Genomic DNA, 15409 nt, shown 5'->3' on the forward strand with positions numbered 1-15409 from the left:
CAATGAAAATAAATGAGACGAATCGTATCGGAGCACTTAATCCATACCAGAAGCATTCGGAGTCCAGAGTAGGCGGGACAGACAAGGCTAAGCAGAAGGACGAAGTCCAAATCTCTGCTGCAGCTAAGGAATTGCTATCGACAAGCAAAGCAAGCGGAGCGGACAGAACAGAACATATTGAGCAGCTGAAGCGTTCGGTAGCAACAGGCAACTATCATGTGGAAGCTGGCAAGATAGCCGAGAAGCTGCTTCCCTTCCTGAAGGAGTAATCCTCTAAATGAATGAGTACATCCAGCAAATCATCGTGATTTTGCAAGAGCTTTTAGACGAGCACCTGCAGCTTATTGAATACGGCAACGCGAAGACGTCGGCTATTACTGTGAACCAAGTAGAGACGCTCTCGTATATTTCCAGCAAAGAGAAGAAGAGTCTTCAGCGGATCATGGATCTGGAGCAGCAGCGTATCTTTTTGATAGGGAAATATATGCTTGATCAGAAGCTGACTGCCCATCGTTCGTTCAAAATGGAGAAGCTCATACAAGCTGTATACCAAGCGAATGAGAAGCAGCAGCTTCAGGCGATATGGAATGAGCTGTCGGCAGCACTTAAGAAACTTCAAGATATTAACGAATTCAATCAACAGCTCGTAAGGATGACTCTGGAGCATTTGCATTTTACGCAAGATTTGCTGCTTGGTCCGACTGAGGAAGAAGCGACCTATCATCGTGCTGTTCAAGGCATGGCCTTAAATCGTAATGGCCGCTTTAATATGAAAACGTAACAAGAGAGGACAATATACGATGGCATCCACTTTTCATGGCTTAGAAACGGCAAGGCGCAGCTTATTTACTACTCAGTCTGCTCTGAATACAACTGGGCACAACATTTCAAACGCGAATACGGCAGGCTACTCACGTCAAGTGGTGAACATGACTGCATCAAGACCGATTGACGCGGTTGGTTTCTCCAAATCAACAGCAGCTGGTCAGCTTGGTACAGGTGTTGAGGCGTCTTCCATCACTCGGATTAGAGAGAAGTTTCTGGATAATCAGTATCGCAACGAATATAAATCACTGGGTAATTTCTCAGTTCAGCTCGATACGCTCTCTAAATTAGAGGGTATCGTTAATGAACCAAGCGACACGGGCCTTAGAACGGTGATCTCGAATTTTTGGAATTCGTGGTCAGACCTCAGCAAAAACCCTGAGAATGCGGATGGCCGCAAAGTCGTTATGGAACAAACGATGGCACTTGTGGATTCTTTTAATTACACAGCTAAGCAGCTCAGCGATTTAAAAGCTGATTTGACGGAAAATGTAGAGATTAACTTAAATACGGTTAATTCGATTACAACAAGCATCGCCCAGTTAAATGGCGAGATTAGACGGGTTGAAAGCTTAGGCGATAATGCAAATGATTTGCGGGATCAGCGTGACCTGATTACAGATCAGCTTTCGGGATTAATCAATATTCGCGTAGAAGACCAAGAGAGCGGCTATCGCATTACGATGGGCGGTACGGAGCTGGTGCAAGGAACAGCTACTGCTTCTCTAGATTCAGCAGCAGTTACTACAGCGGTTGCTAATGGTGATTTAAATAGCGGTGCTATTTATGGAACGATATATGCAAGAGATCATTACGTCGAGGGGTACATCGGAGAACTCAATAATCTCGTTCAAACGATGGCGAATGGCGAGTTTGAGGTTACGCTGCCTAAAGGATCTGTTTTGCCAGAAGGAACAGTATTGAATAACGTAACCTATACAGGCACAAATCGTACACTGAACGAAGATACAAAGGTTACGGTAAAAGGGTTGAATGGTTTGCATCAGCTTGGCTATTCGTTGGCTGGACAAGAAGCGGGTTTGCCTTTCTTTACAGATGCAAACGGCAGTACTGCTGGATTGAATGCCGGCAACATCACGCTTAATCCTGCAATTGTTGCAAATTCAAATTTGATTGCGACATCTATGCGAGTAGCTACGAATGCAGATGGTTCAGAGTCAGTTATAAGCGGTAACAACTCTTTGGCTGTCCTTTTCTCACAAATGAGAGATACTCGTTTCGACTTCGACGCGGGGACAGGTGAAAATAAAAACACGGTTGATGCTTATTTCCGTTCTGTTGTCGGTCAGCTAGGTGTACAAGCTGCGGAAGCAACTCGTATGCAAGCGAATCAACAAATTATCGTCGACCAAGTTGAATCCCGCAGACAATCGGTTAGCGGAGTTTCGCTAGATGAAGAAATGTCCAACATGATTAAGTTCCAGCATGCATACAATGCAGCTGCTCGAAATATGACGATGATTGATGAAATTTTAGATAGAGTTATTAATGGGATGGGCCGAGTAGGACTATAATTTTTAAAGCGGAGGTGAGACATTATGTCGTTTCGTGTAACGCAATCAATGATGAATACGCAGTTGCTTCGTAACATTACAAGCAATATGGGACGTATGAATAATTTGCAAAACCAGCTGTCTACGGGTATGAAGATTAATAAACCATCAGATGATCCAGTTGGTATCACTTTTGCACTGCGCTATCGCAGTGAACTTGATTCTAATGACCAATATTCCAAAAATGTAAGTTCTGCTTTATCTATGCTGGAATATACGGATACTTCTATTGGTCAAGCAGGAGATATTATGCAGCGCGTTAGGGAGCTGTTAGTCAAGGGTGCCAATGGAACTCTCGAACAAACAAGCCTTGATGCGATTAAAGTTGAAATGTCACAAATGTATAACCAAATGGTGGAAATCGGAAATAGTCAATTTAACGGAAAACAAGTATTTAATGGTGAAATGACAGGTGAGAAGCCTTATCCAACGATGGGTGTAGAAGGTACAACTGATTTGACAGTTGATCCGCCTTTGTTAAAAGCATACCAAGTCAGCTCGGATAACGGTTCAATTAAATATGAACTATCCGCAGGAATGAAGCTGGGAATTAACATTACAGGTAACGAAGTTTTTGGTGCGGGTATATCTCCTACGGCAACAAAAGCGGAAATAGAGAGCAGTGACAATGTCTTTTTACTGCTTCAACGAGCAAATGATATGCTTAGTTCCGGCGATCAAGATGGAATTTCTAAGTTGATAGGACAGGTAGAAAGCCGTATGAATACGATGCTTACGAAACGGGCTGAAGTAGGGGCAAAAGTAAATCGCATCGATATTGTTCAAAATCGGCTTTCGGATATTGAAATTAACTTAAAAACGGTACAGGCAAAAACGGAAGATGCAGATATGGCAGAAGTGATTACGAATATGAAGACAGAGGAAAATGTATATCAGGCTTCCCTATCTGTTGGAGCACAGCTTATACGTCCAAGCTTGGTTGATTTCTTGAGATAGGTGGAGATTAACATGCAAATTCCTCAGATTCAGATTCGTACGCAGGATGCCGCGCTCTCTATTGATGCCGATATGGGCAAACAGCGTCTTGAGCAGCCCGCTGCTACTGTAGATATGGAGCAAATCAGGCCAGAGCAACATTTTCAAACCACCAAAGGACGACTTGAAATTAATCAAGATCGATTATGGGATGCGTTAGCGCTTGGAAACAATTTGCAAACGATGAGCAAAATATATTCAATGGCTGCTGATATTGCATTGCAAGGCATTGCAAGGATTGTGGAGAAGGGCGATCAAATGGCCTCGATTCATTTAGGCGGAAATCCCATTGCAGAAATGGCAAGGGATTGGAAACGAACTTTTCCTGAATATGATTTCCGCGGGGAAGCCTCCTATGATAATATTGATATCGAGTATATTCCAGGTGAACTCACGATTGATACCACTCCAGGTCGAGTCGACCTTAATGTTCAAGTGAACAAGCCTATTCATGAATATGAGCGCGGCAAGCTGGACATTTATATGAGTCAATATCCTAAAGTGGAGATTATTCCACCACAGCTCGATCAGCTTATTTAGACGTTACTGTTTTTTTAGACTATAGATCATTTGCGCACGACGCATGAGATCTATAGTTTTTATTTTTAATAAATGAGGAATCCTAATAGGGGGTTATGAAGTGAATACAGAACAGCTAATTTATCAATTTGAACAAGGTATTCCAGGTTTCGAACATTTGAATGACTTTGTATTCGAAGAAGTAGGAAACGACCTTCCAATGAAGCTTATGAAGGCTTCTGAGGACGAAACGATATCGTTGCTGGTTGCGAGTCCATTTTTATTTTATCCAGATTATGAATGGGAACTCCCAGAAACCGTGAAACAAGAACTAAGTATTAACGGTGAAGAGGATGTCGAGGTTTGGTCTGTTATAACCATATCCACAGATTTTGCTAATGCAACAATTAATTTGCTTGCTCCGATCATTTTGAATAAAAGAACATTAGCAGGCAAACAGCTAATTCTTCACGATAATACATACAGTTCGCGCGCTCCACTCAATCGAACCTAAGGAGGATGAAAAGCCATGCTCGTTTTATCACGCAAAAGTAATGAGTCTATCATGATCGGTGCGAATGTTGAAATCATCGTACTCGGCGTAGAAGGCGATAATGTTAAACTAGGCATACGGGCACCGAAGGAAGTGGATATCTACCGCAAAGAAATATATATGGCGATACAAGCAGAAAATCGTGCGGCAGCAACTAGTGCGGTATCCATAGAGGATGTATCAAAATTTTTTAAAAAATAATTGTTTTTTTAAATATAAGCTATAAACAATTGATGGAGAAATCCGATAAATATAATAGCGCGATAATAGGACGGCCGAACTATTATCGTAAGCTTCCGCAAGGATGCGGAAATACGAAAATTTCAAGGAGGAAATACTAATGATTATTAACCACAATATCGCAGCTCTTAACACACACCGTCAGTTGTCTACTAACACTGCAGCAACTAGCAAATCCATCGAGAAATTGTCTTCTGGTCTTCGCATCAACCGTGCAGGTGACGATGCAGCTGGTCTAGCAATTTCCGAAAAAATGCGCGGTCAAATCCGTGGTTTGGACATGGCTTCCAAAAACGGACAAGATGGTATCTCTCTAATTCAAACTGCTGAAGGCGCTTTGAACGAAACTCACTCGATCTTGCAACGTATGCGTGAATTGGCAGTTCAATCTTCCAATGACACTAACACTGCTTCTGACCGTGGCGAGCTTCAAAAAGAGATCAACCAGCTTACAGCTGAAATCGATCGTATCGGTACTACTACTGAGTTCAATACTAAGAAACTTCTTAATGGTGGAGCTTCTGTAGCAGGTACTGTAACTGGTGCAAATGCAGCTAACATTAGTATTCTTGGTGGTACTGGTGATACAAAAGTTGGAGCACTAGCGAACATTACTGCTACTACTGCAGCTACAGCTGACAAAGGTAGCTCAACAGCTACATCGTTCTCTACAAGTGCAGTACTAACTCAAGCAAGTGCAATGACAGTTAACGGAATAACCTTTTCATTCGGTACTACTGATACAGGTCAAAATGTATTGGATAAAATCAATGATGCAAATATTGGCGTTAAAGCGACTATTTCTGCTGGTGGTAAACTAGAATTAACTTCAACAACTGTTGGTAGTAAATCCGACATGACAGTTACTGGTGTTACTGGTGACTTTGCTGGTATCGACACTACACTGGCTACTGGTCAAGGTACAGACGCAGTAATTGCAATTGCTGGTACTTCTTATACTGCCGAGGGTAATATTATTACTATTCAAAGTGGTAACCAAAAAGGATTGCAGTTACAGGTTAATGGTACTGCTGCTACTACAGCTTCAGTAGCGGTTACAGCTAACGGTGGCTTGAATTTCCAAATCGGTGCTAATGAAGGTCAAAACATGTATGTTTCTGTTGGTGACATGCGTGCAACCGCTCTGGGAGTAAATCAAATTGATGTTAGTAGCGCTACTTCTGCTAATACAGCAATTACAACAGTTAACAATGCTATCGAGAAAGTTTCTGGCGAGCGTTCGAAACTTGGTGCTTACCAAAACCGTCTTGAGCACACAATCAACAACCTTAACACTTCTTCTGAGAACCTAACAGCTGCTGAGTCGCGTGTACGTGACGTAGACATGGCGAAAGAAATGATGAACCAAACGAAGAACAACATCCTTGCACAAGCTGCACAAGCTATGCTTGCACAAGCTAACCAACAACCACAAGGCGTTCTTCAATTGCTTCGTTAATCTCCCCTTCCTATTTAAATTGATATTAAGCCTCAAGATCCGCATTTATAATGTGGAGCTTGAGGCTTTCTTTAAGATAATGGAATTACTAGATAAGTTTACATTTCTTTTAATAAATAGATTCATTCTATTTGAAATGATTATAAATTAGAAAAGGGGTATGTACGTGCTTCAACAGTATAAAAGTCAGTTTTATCATTTGGGTGAAAATATAGTTTGTAAAGAAGGTATTGTAATTGAAGGTATTGATAAAATGTCCATCGGTGACAATGTAAAGCTAATGCCTAATGTTACGCTTTTAGTAAATCCATATTTCGAGAATGACAAACAAGATGTAAAGGTTAGTATTGGAGATAGGTCATTTGTCGGAAGAAACGTTATCATTGAATCTTTTAATCAGGTTGTTGTTGAAGAAGATGTCTTAATTGGTCCTAGAGTATATATCTCGGATTCACAACACACGTATAGTAATCCTCAATTACCGATTCACTATCAGCCATCTAAATCTATGAGTAATAGATTAGTAGTAAAAAGAGGGGGATGGATTGGAACAGGTGCTGTGTTAGTTGGGGGAATTACCATTGGATATGGTAGTGTAATTGGTGCTAATTCTGTGGTTACCAGTGACGTTCCTTCTCACTGCGTTGTATTCGGAAACCCATCTACTGTGCTGAGAATTTATCATTACAAGGAACAACGATGGATTAATCCTACTAGTGAAGATGAATTCATTCAAATTTTACAGGAGCGCGGTGAGTTTCTTGGGTACGATGATAAAATAATATTGGAGCATATGCAATCACAATTAAAAGAAATAAAGGAAACTTCTAAATAATCCGAAGTATATAATAATGTTTACTGATAAGGGGCTTCTTTCGGAAGGCCCTATTTTGTTACTTGTAAATTAAAAAAACGAGAAAAAGATGTTAATAAATGGGTTGCCACAGTAAGTGCTACAAAAATGATGTAAACTTTATACTGCTATTTTATCTAATTTACCAATTCCCCTAAACAATATTCTATTTCAATCCGATACTACTAGTATTATACTCTCGGGATATTGATTTTAAATGAATGAGAAAAGGTAGGAGGATTATCATGGTAAACTCAATTCGTATGGGTGGCTTAGTCTCAGGTTTGGATACAGAATCTATTGTTAAAAAACTAATGAAGGCAGAGAGTGCTCCGTTAAATAAGCTTCTTCAGAAGAAGCAAACTGAGGAATGGAGACGAGACCAATATAGAGAGATGAACGCTCTCTTATCAGACCTAAAGAACAAAACATTTGATATGAAACTACAAGGAACTTATCAAAAAAAGGTTCTGGCATCTGACAATGATACGATCGTATCAGCAAAACAAAAAGGTAACCCAACCGCTTCTGTATATAATGTTGAAGTAGATGTGCTTCCAACAGCAGCTAAGGCTGCGACTGTGAAATTTTCTGCAGATAAAAATTTGAAAGATGGAACTATTGCACTTAATGAAGAGTATTCCTTTTCTATTGGTTCAGATCCTAATGATATTATTAAAGTGGAAAAAGGGGATTCCATTAACAGTATATTAGCAAAAGTTAATGCTCTTTCTTCGAAAACAGGTGTCACCGCAAGTTATTTGCAGGATGATAAATCCATTACATTTACAACAAAGGCTACTGGGGCAACAGCGGCTATCACGATTAAAAGTACTGATTTGCCAGCTATTAACAAACTCGGTTTATCAACAGGAACAGTGAACAGTAATAAAGCAATAACAGATTTTTCTACAAATCAAGGTTTCCAGTCATCAGCAGATGCTGAAGCACAAACCGTGAAGATTAACGGTATTCCTTATTCTGTTAATAGTACAACCTTCACATTTGATGGTGTGGAATTTAATATCAAAAGCAAAGGAACTACTAAGGTCGATTTGAAACCTGATGAAGATGCTATGTTCAAATCAATTAAGGATTATGTAGATAAGTATAATGAAATAATTGAGAAAATAAACAAAAAGGTCGATGAACGTACCTACAAAGATTTTAAGCCTTTATTAGCAGAAGAGAAGCAATCCTTATCTGACAAGCAAGTTGAGCAATGGGAAGAGAAGGCTAAGAGTGGTTTATTACGTCAAGACACACTGCTCTCAACTGGACTATCTCAAATGCGTCAAGCTTTGATGTCTAATGTAAAAGGCAGCGGTATGGATACGAAGCTTGATAGTCTAAGTGAAATTGGAATTACTACTGGTGCATATAACGAGAATGGTAAACTATATATTAGTGAAACCAAGTTACGTGAAGCTATTTCGAAAAATGGAAATGCTGTAATGGACCTGTTTACGAAGACGAGCAGCTCCACTGATCCTGCTACAAAATTTAATGAGAGCGGACTAGCAGAACGCTTATACAATCAGCTAAATAGTACGATGACTAAGCTTACTGAAAAAGCAGGCAGCAATGCTTCACTTGTAGATAAGAGTATCCTTGGTGAGGGCTTGAAAAGAATTAATTCGGATATAAGCAGATGGGAAAGTCGATTGCAGGATAAGGAAAATAGATATTGGAAGAAGTACACTGCGATGGAGACTGCAATGAATAAAGCAAATGCTCAAGGAAACTGGTTATCACAACAACAACAAGGTTGAGTTAGCTAAGTCATAAAGAAGTATTCAGTTTATCGAAGCTTCAGAAAGAGAGGGTTAGTGCTTATGAATGCCCCTCTAGATTCTCTACTCAACGATTTTTTGATATACACGCTTTCGTTAGAGAAGAGAGTATTAGACGAATATAGTGAACCCGAAGAGTGGCTTGAGCTTCTTAGTAAGAGACAAGAGCTTATAGATCATATTTCAGAATTGTTAGAGCAAGGTGTATCTTTCACAGATACGCAAAAAAAGGTGTATCTTCAGCCAGCCTATGAAGCGGATAAGAAAATTACTCCGCTCATGGATATCAGGAAACGAGACCTTGAATCAGACATGGTCAATATGAAGAAAACACAAGCGGTAAATCAGCAGTATGGCGAATATGGCAGCTCCTATTCGGCATACGGTGCGTTTTTTGATAAAAAGAAATAAAGCAATCATGGGCTTCTCCTTGGAGAAGCCCATTTTTATTTCATAAATATAGCAAAAATGACTCTAACAAAACACAAGTTTTCATCTAACACAAAAGTGAATAGTTGCCGATATATAAACTAGGACTATTGATGCGGAAGGAATGATAGGTAATGAACACTAATATACCGTCAACAGGGGCGATTAACTCGTTGAGTCGAAGTACTGCTAGTATTGAAAGTAGTAATTCTGTAGTAGAAAAAGTAAGTGTTAACGGGGCAAGCGACTCGCAAAATCTATCTAAATTTACTAGCTCAGCAGAATTGAAAAAGGCAGAGGCACGCGGTGAGCATGTCGCTATTAGCGAAGAACAGCTAGTTAAGGCCATCGATAGAGCGATTAAGGCCATCGAAGGGAAAAGCACAAACCTAGAGTTTTCTGTGCATAAACAAACGAATATCATTTCAGTGAAAGTATTAGACAGTACATCGGGTGAAGTCATTCGTGAAATTCCTCCAGAGAAAACGTTGGATTTTGTCGCTAAAATGTGGGAAATGGCTGGTATACTTATCGATAAGAAAGGCTAATTCATTATTGTAAGATGATGAACTCACACAGCACATAAATGACATTTTAATTTAGTTCTAGGAGGATAAACAATGCAACTTCAACAACGTAATAAGTATCTTCAAAGTACGATTCAAACAGCTACCCCAGGACAACTACTTATTATGCTCTACGATGGCGCTATCCGTTTTTGCCGTCAAGGAATTGAAGCGATCAAGGAACAACGCTATGAAGACGCAAATATAAGCCTTTTAAAAGTACAGGACATTATAAGTGAGTTCATCATTACGATTGATCGCTCTAACCCTATTTCAGAAAACTTGCTTAAATTATACGAATATTTTAACACTCGCCTAATTGAAGCGAATATGAAGAAAGATATAGAGCCGGCAGAAGAAGTGCTTGCTCATCTGATTGATTTAAAAGAAACTTGGATGCAGGCTGCTAAACAATACAATCAATTAGCTGCTCAAGCGAATGGCAATACATTCAAACAAACACAATCAACAGTTGTTTAATTAAAATAACGCTTGAGAGCCGCCCAATGGGTGGCTTTATTTTTTTCTGCATATCCCACGACCAGGCATTAAAATCCAGCTTTCGACACGATCCGATAAACGGCATAAACAGCTCAAAACCAAAATGTATTCGCTTACAATAAATTGTTTGACAATTCAATAAAGTGGGTGTTATAGTCAAATTGTGGGTTATACAAAGCGATGCCTCACAGTATTTGAAGATGAAGGGAATGTTTGCACATGCAAGGTAAAGTTAAATGGTTTAACGCAGAAAAAGGTTATGGATTTATCGAGACTGAGCAAGGCGGCGACGTATTTGTTCATTTCTCCGCTATCCAAACTGAAGGTTTCAAAACTCTTGAAGAAGGCCAATCCGTCGAATTCGATATTGTTGAAGGCGCTCGTGGTCCACAAGCAGCTAACGTAGTTAAACTGTAATTATCCGGCTGATCCAGCCAACCTATAATTTGGATCATTAAACAAGTAACTTACCAAGCTCCGGGAAACCGGGGCTTTTTTTTGTTGTCTGAAGTAAAATAGGGTGTCCGTGACTAAGTTGTGACAAGTCTACTAGTTCTATAGTTTTATTTATCTGAATATTCTAAATTGATAAAAAACTATTTTGATTTGAACGCTTACATATGCTATAATAAGACTATGTAAAGGAGGAGTTCCCCATGAACTACAACATTCGAGGTCAACACTTTCAAGTGACAGACGCATTGAGAGACTACGTCGAAAAGAAACTCAGCCGATTGGATAAATATTTTGAAGCACCAATCACCTCCGAAATTAACGTAACACTATCCGTCACCAAAGGGAAACATGCAGTTGAGGTGACCATACCGCTCACCGGTGTCATGCTAAGAGCCGAGGAGAAAAGCGAGGATATGTACGCATCGATTGATCTGGTTGCGGACAAACTCGAACGACAAATACGTAAACATAAAACTAAAGTAAATCGTAAGTTCCGTCAAAGCAGCGGTGTACGCGCTCTATTTAAAGAAGAAGGCTCCGCGGTGGGCGTCCTGGAAGAAGAGGATGATCTAGAGCTCGTTCGTACTAAGCGTTTTGCACTCAAGCCTATGGATGTGGAAGAAGCGATTTTGCAAATGAATATGGTCGGACATAATTTCTTCGTCTTCTCGAATGTGGACAACAAAGAGGTCAGTGTTGTGTACAAACGAAGTGACGGGAAATATGGTTTAATTGAGCAAGGCTAGCAATCATTATACACAACATTGAAGAGCCTTTTCTCCTTTATGGAGAGAGGCTTTTTCTTTTACAATCATCCTCGTTGCGGCGGTGTCGACAAACTGATACAATTTAATGCAAAGAGGCGTTACTACGAAAGGGGAATTCCATGCTCGGATTAGTGAAAAAGATATTTGGTGACCATAACGAGCGCGAGGTAAAGCGGATCCAACGGACGGTAGATGAAATAAATGCGATTGAGTCAAAATTCACTGCTTTATCTGACGATGCGCTTCGCGCGAAAACTGAGGAATTCAAAGCAAGAATTGAAAAAGGCGAGACATTAGATAAAATATTGCCTGAAGCTTTTGCAACAGTTAGAGAAGCATCCAAGCGTACGCTTGGCATGCGTCACTTTGATGTGCAGCTGCTCGGCGGTATCGTTCTTCATGAAGGTAAAATTGCGGAGATGAGAACGGGTGAAGGTAAAACGCTCGTTGCGACGCTTCCGGTTTATTTGAACGCATTGCTTGGCAAAGGCGTACATGTTATCACGGTCAATAATTATCTAGCGCAACGTGATAGTGAGCTTATGGGACAGCTGTATGGCTTCCTAGGCATGACTGTCGGATGTAACCTTCACGGCTTGTCGCATGACGAGAAGCAAGAAGCATATGCATGCGATATTACGTATGGTACAAATAATGAATTTGGTTTTGATTATTTGCGTGACAACATGGTGCTATACAAAGAACAAATGGTTCAGCGTCCTCTTTATTTCGCCATTATCGATGAAGTGGATTCCATTCTTGTCGATGAAGCGCGGACTCCGCTTATTATTTCTGGACAGGCTGCTAAATCAACAGAGCTCTACTTCGCCGCAGACCGCTTTATTAGCCGTTTGAAGCCTGAAGAGGATTTCACGATCGATATTAAGCTTCGCAGCGTTATGCTGACTGAGGCAGGCGTTGAGAAGACGGAGAAGGCATTCCAAATCGAGAACCTATTCGATCATGCGAATGTAACGCTCAACCACCACATACAGCAAGCGCTAAAAGCGAACTTCATTATGAAGCGCGATGTGGATTATGTTGTGGAAGAAGAAGAAGTTGTCATCGTTGATGAATTTACTGGTCGTTTAATGTCTGGACGTCGTTATAGCGATGGTCTTCACCAAGCGATTGAAGCGAAGGAAGATCTGAAGGTTCAGAACGAGAGCATGACCCTTGCGACAATTACATTCCAAAACTACTTCCGTATGTATCGCAAGCTTGCTGGTATGACGGGTACTGCGAAGACAGAGGAAGAAGAGTTCAAGCGTATTTATGGACTCGACGTTATTCAAGTGCCTACTAACCGTTCCATGATCCGTAAGGATATTGCAGATGTTGTCTACAAATCCGAACTCGGTAAATTCAAAGCGGTCGTGGAAGAAATCGTAGAACGCCACAGTAAAAATCAACCAGTGCTCGTAGGTACAATTTCTATCGAGAACTCGGAGAAATTATCAGATATGCTGAAGCGCAGAGGCGTTACGCACAAAGTGCTCAACGCGAAGTTCCATGCGGAAGAGGCAGAAATTATTTCGAGAGCTGGTCAAGCAGGCTCCGTAACGATCGCAACGAACATGGCTGGTCGTGGTACCGATATTTTGCTAGGTGATGAGGTTGCTGAACTAGGCGGTTTGCACATCATTGGTACAGAGCGCCATGAAAGCCGTCGGATCGATAACCAGCTGCGTGGTCGTGCTGGACGTCAAGGCGATCCAGGTTCATCACAGTTTTATCTATCGCTTGAGGATGAGCTGATGCGCCGCTTCGGTTCTGAGAATATTATGGGCATGATGGATAAGCTAGGACTGGATGAGGATCAACCGATTGAGAGCCGGATGATTTCTAGAGCGATTGAATCCGCGCAGAAACGCGTTGAGGGCAATAACTTTGACATTCGGAAAGTTGTTCTACAATACGATGATGTTATGAACCAACAGCGTGAGGTTATCTATAAGCAGCGCCGTGATATTCTTGGTTCGGAGAACATCCGCCAAGAAGTTATGGAAATGCTTAAGCCTGTCATCGAACGTATAGTTGAAGCTCACTGTTCGGAGGATATTCCAGAGGAGTGGGATCTTCAAGCAATCGTTGATTATGCGCAAGCGAACTTCCTGCAAGAAGGATCTTTGACCAAGGAAGAGATTTGGGGCAAAGAGAAGGAAGAAATCATCGATTACATTTATGCTGAAGTTGTTGCTTCCTATGATGAGCGTGAAGCAGAGCTTGGGGAAGAAACGATGCGCGAATTCGAGAAAGTCGTTGTGCTTCGTGCGGTAGATAGCAAATGGATGGATCACATCGATGCGATGGATCAACTCCGTCAAGGTATCCACCTGCGTGCATACGGCGGTACTGATCCGCTTCGTGAATATCAATTTGAAGGCTTCGAGATGTTCAAGGAAATGATCGAGAGCATCCACGAGGAAGTTGCAAGATACATTATGAAGGCACGCGTAGAGAGCAACCTGGAGCGTCAAGAAGTAGCTCAAGGCCAAACGACTACAACAAGCGGCGGCGGAGAAGCTATGGAGAAGCGCCCTGCTAAACGTGAGGACCGTGTAGGTCGTAATGATGCATGTCCTTGCGGCAGCGGCAAGAAATACAAGCAGTGCCACGGCAAGTAAGGAACGGCATTAAATAGCATGGCATAAAATAAAGAATGAACCATTATTTTGAGGTGAAGCGGAAGCTATGATAGACATAACGGTTAAACAAGACCTGCGTGAAATGGCCAAGCGGCTCCAAGAGCTTAGGGGGTCCCTTTGACTTAGATCTTAAGCAAGAAATGATTGCTAATTTCGAGGAGAAGATGACTTTCCCTGATTTTTGGGATGATAATGACAAAGCGCAAAGCGTTATTTCTGAGCTTAATGCGGTGAAGTCAGTTGTGGATCATTACGACGGGTTGAACAGCGAGCAGGAAGATCTTCAGATGATGCTGGAGCTGGCGGAAGATGAAGGCGATGAGTCGCTTGCATCAGACGTCGTGAGCGGCGTGGAGAAGCTCATGCGCAAAATTAGCGAGTTCGAGCTTCAACTGCTGCTTAATCAGCCTTACGATAAGCTTAATGCGATTCTTGAGCTTCATCCTGGTGCTGGCGGTACGGAGTCTCAGGACTGGGGTTTAATGCTTTACAGGATGTACACGCGCTGGGCGGAGAAGAGCGGCTTCAAGGTTGAGCTTCTTGATTACTTGCCCGGTGATGAGGCCGGCATTAAAAGTGTCACCATTTTGGTGAAGGGCTTTAATGCTTACGGGTATTTGAAGGCAGAGAAAGGCGTACACCGTTTGGTTCGCATTTCTCCGTTTGATTCTGCTGGTCGACGTCACACGTCGTTTGCTTCCTGTGATGTAGTCCCAGAAATCGATGACAGCATTGAGATCGAAATCCGAACTGAAGATCTTAAGGTGGATACGTACCGCGCAAGTGGAGCAGGCGGTCAGCACGTCAATAAGACGGAGTCGGCTATACGTATTACCCACATCCCTTCAGGCATTGTGGTTGCTTGCCAGCAGGAGCGTTCACAAATTCAGAACCGGGAACGTGCGATGAAGATGCTTCGTTCTAAGCTGTATGATCGGAAGATCGAGGAGCAGATGAAGCATTTGGCGGAAATACGCGGCGATCAATCGGAAATCGCGTGGGGAAGCCAAATCCGTTCTTATGTTTTCCATCCCTATAGCATGGTGAAGGATCACCGTACTTCTGTAGAGACAGGTAATGTCGGCGCGGTTATGGATGGCGACATCGACCCTTTTATCGATGGATATTTGCGTCATCAGATTCGTCACGAGTAATTTGCGACCATATACAAATGGATAGCTTCAGTGAAGAGTTCCAACACGGTAAACGTGTGGAACTCTTCTTTTTGCG

17 protein-coding genes are annotated in these 15409 nt (G+C 41.6%); all 17 read left to right on the forward strand.

The genetic code is table 11. From position 1 onward, the window contains the following. Positions 1-2: 2 nt before the first annotated feature. The 17 genes from flgM (at position 3) to prfB (ending at position 15333) form a co-directional block, all read left to right on the forward strand. Positions 3-269: a flagellar biosynthesis anti-sigma factor FlgM gene (gene flgM / locus AB4Z45_RS15365; protein ID WP_339205363.1), complete on the forward strand. Its 267-nt coding sequence runs from the start codon at positions 3-5 to the stop codon at positions 267-269. Positions 270-277: 8 nt separating this feature from the next. Next, positions 278-781 (forward strand): flagellar protein FlgN, encoded by a 504-nt coding sequence (locus AB4Z45_RS15370; protein WP_076266198.1) that lies wholly within the window; start codon positions 278-280, stop codon positions 779-781. A gap of 19 nt (positions 782-800) precedes the next feature. Next, positions 801-2360 carry a flagellar hook-associated protein FlgK gene (flgK, locus tag AB4Z45_RS15375; protein ID WP_441910216.1) on the forward strand — a complete coding sequence of 520 codons (1560 nt, stop codon included), beginning with the start codon at positions 801-803 and terminating at the stop codon, positions 2358-2360. 24 nt (positions 2361-2384) lie between these two features. Beyond that, a complete protein-coding gene (flgL, locus tag AB4Z45_RS15380) occupies positions 2385-3356 on the forward strand; it encodes a flagellar hook-associated protein FlgL (RefSeq protein WP_441910217.1) in 972 nt (323 codons plus the stop codon). Positions 3357-3368: 12 nt separating this feature from the next. Beyond that, positions 3369-3935 carry a DUF6470 family protein gene (locus AB4Z45_RS15385; RefSeq protein ID WP_441910218.1) on the forward strand — a complete coding sequence of 189 codons (567 nt, stop codon included), beginning with the start codon at positions 3369-3371 and terminating at the stop codon, positions 3933-3935. Between the two features lie 100 nt (positions 3936-4035). After that, positions 4036-4428, forward strand: coding sequence for a flagellar assembly protein FliW (locus tag AB4Z45_RS15390; RefSeq protein WP_441910219.1), 393 nt, complete (start codon positions 4036-4038; stop codon positions 4426-4428). A gap of 15 nt (positions 4429-4443) precedes the next feature. After that, on the forward strand, positions 4444-4668 hold the full coding sequence (gene csrA / locus AB4Z45_RS15395; protein WP_430056973.1) for a carbon storage regulator CsrA: 225 nt from the start codon (positions 4444-4446) through the stop codon (positions 4666-4668). A gap of 139 nt (positions 4669-4807) precedes the next feature. After that, the gene (locus AB4Z45_RS15400; RefSeq protein ID WP_441910220.1) at positions 4808-6166 is read left to right on the forward strand and encodes a flagellin N-terminal helical domain-containing protein; all 1359 of its coding nucleotides are present in this window, start codon (positions 4808-4810) and stop codon (positions 6164-6166) included. A 166-nt stretch (positions 6167-6332) separates the two neighbouring features. Further along, on the forward strand, positions 6333-7001 hold the full coding sequence (locus tag AB4Z45_RS15405) for an acyltransferase (RefSeq protein WP_441910221.1): 669 nt from the start codon (positions 6333-6335) through the stop codon (positions 6999-7001). Positions 7002-7264: 263 nt separating this feature from the next. Further along, the gene (gene fliD / locus AB4Z45_RS15410; protein WP_441910222.1) at positions 7265-8791 is read left to right on the forward strand and encodes a flagellar filament capping protein FliD; all 1527 of its coding nucleotides are present in this window, start codon (positions 7265-7267) and stop codon (positions 8789-8791) included. 63 nt (positions 8792-8854) lie between these two features. After that, a complete protein-coding gene (locus AB4Z45_RS15415; RefSeq protein ID WP_441910223.1) occupies positions 8855-9223 on the forward strand; it encodes a hypothetical protein in 369 nt (122 codons plus the stop codon). A 191-nt stretch (positions 9224-9414) separates the two neighbouring features. Beyond that, positions 9415-9789 (forward strand): flagellar protein FlaG, encoded by a 375-nt coding sequence (locus AB4Z45_RS15420; protein ID WP_441910224.1) that lies wholly within the window; start codon positions 9415-9417, stop codon positions 9787-9789. Between the two features lie 72 nt (positions 9790-9861). Further along, positions 9862-10287: a flagellar export chaperone FliS gene (gene fliS, locus AB4Z45_RS15425; RefSeq protein WP_430056987.1), complete on the forward strand. Its 426-nt coding sequence runs from the start codon at positions 9862-9864 to the stop codon at positions 10285-10287. A gap of 240 nt (positions 10288-10527) precedes the next feature. Further along, positions 10528-10725 carry a cold-shock protein gene (locus AB4Z45_RS15430; RefSeq protein ID WP_028608231.1) on the forward strand — a complete coding sequence of 66 codons (198 nt, stop codon included), beginning with the start codon at positions 10528-10530 and terminating at the stop codon, positions 10723-10725. Between the two features lie 239 nt (positions 10726-10964). Then, complete coding sequence (gene hpf / locus AB4Z45_RS15435) at positions 10965-11510, forward strand: ribosome hibernation-promoting factor, HPF/YfiA family (protein WP_441874782.1); 546 nt, start codon at positions 10965-10967, stop codon at positions 11508-11510. 140 nt (positions 11511-11650) lie between these two features. After that, entirely contained in the window at positions 11651-14158 is a 2508-nt protein-coding gene (secA, locus tag AB4Z45_RS15440) for a preprotein translocase subunit SecA (protein WP_441910225.1), read from the forward strand. Positions 14159-14225: 67 nt separating this feature from the next. After that, positions 14226-15333, forward strand: a protein-coding gene (gene prfB / locus AB4Z45_RS15445; RefSeq protein ID WP_339205338.1) for a peptide chain release factor 2 whose coding sequence is annotated in 2 segments (ribosomal slippage) — positions 14226-14297 and positions 14299-15333 — 1107 coding nt in all. Because the reading frame shifts where the segments join, the coding sequence is not laid out codon by codon here. The last annotated feature ends 76 nt before the right edge of the window (positions 15334-15409 follow it).

It is taken from the genome of Paenibacillus sp. MCAF9 (assembly GCF_052114265.1).
Taxonomy (GTDB): domain Bacteria; phylum Bacillota; class Bacilli; order Paenibacillales; family Paenibacillaceae; genus Pristimantibacillus.

What these genes read in the sequence shown, in the direction of transcription:
- flgM (WP_339205363.1), top strand. Translation starts at nt 3, where the DNA reads ATGAAAATAAATGAGACGAATCGTATCGGAGCACTTAATCCATACCAG.
- AB4Z45_RS15370 (WP_076266198.1), top strand. Translation starts at nt 278, where the DNA reads ATGAATGAGTACATCCAGCAAATCATCGTGATTTTGCAAGAGCTTTTA.
- flgK (WP_441910216.1), top strand. Translation starts at nt 801, where the DNA reads ATGGCATCCACTTTTCATGGCTTAGAAACGGCAAGGCGCAGCTTATTT.
- flgL (WP_441910217.1), top strand. Translation starts at nt 2,385, where the DNA reads ATGTCGTTTCGTGTAACGCAATCAATGATGAATACGCAGTTGCTTCGT.
- AB4Z45_RS15385 (WP_441910218.1), top strand. Translation starts at nt 3,369, where the DNA reads ATGCAAATTCCTCAGATTCAGATTCGTACGCAGGATGCCGCGCTCTCT.
- csrA (WP_430056973.1), top strand. Translation starts at nt 4,444, where the DNA reads ATGCTCGTTTTATCACGCAAAAGTAATGAGTCTATCATGATCGGTGCG.
- AB4Z45_RS15400 (WP_441910220.1), top strand. Translation starts at nt 4,808, where the DNA reads ATGATTATTAACCACAATATCGCAGCTCTTAACACACACCGTCAGTTG.
- fliD (WP_441910222.1), top strand. Translation starts at nt 7,265, where the DNA reads ATGGTAAACTCAATTCGTATGGGTGGCTTAGTCTCAGGTTTGGATACA.
- AB4Z45_RS15415 (WP_441910223.1), top strand. Translation starts at nt 8,855, where the DNA reads ATGAATGCCCCTCTAGATTCTCTACTCAACGATTTTTTGATATACACG.
- fliS (WP_430056987.1), top strand. Translation starts at nt 9,862, where the DNA reads ATGCAACTTCAACAACGTAATAAGTATCTTCAAAGTACGATTCAAACA.
- AB4Z45_RS15430 (WP_028608231.1), top strand. Translation starts at nt 10,528, where the DNA reads ATGCAAGGTAAAGTTAAATGGTTTAACGCAGAAAAAGGTTATGGATTT.
- hpf (WP_441874782.1), top strand. Translation starts at nt 10,965, where the DNA reads ATGAACTACAACATTCGAGGTCAACACTTTCAAGTGACAGACGCATTG.
- secA (WP_441910225.1), top strand. Translation starts at nt 11,651, where the DNA reads ATGCTCGGATTAGTGAAAAAGATATTTGGTGACCATAACGAGCGCGAG.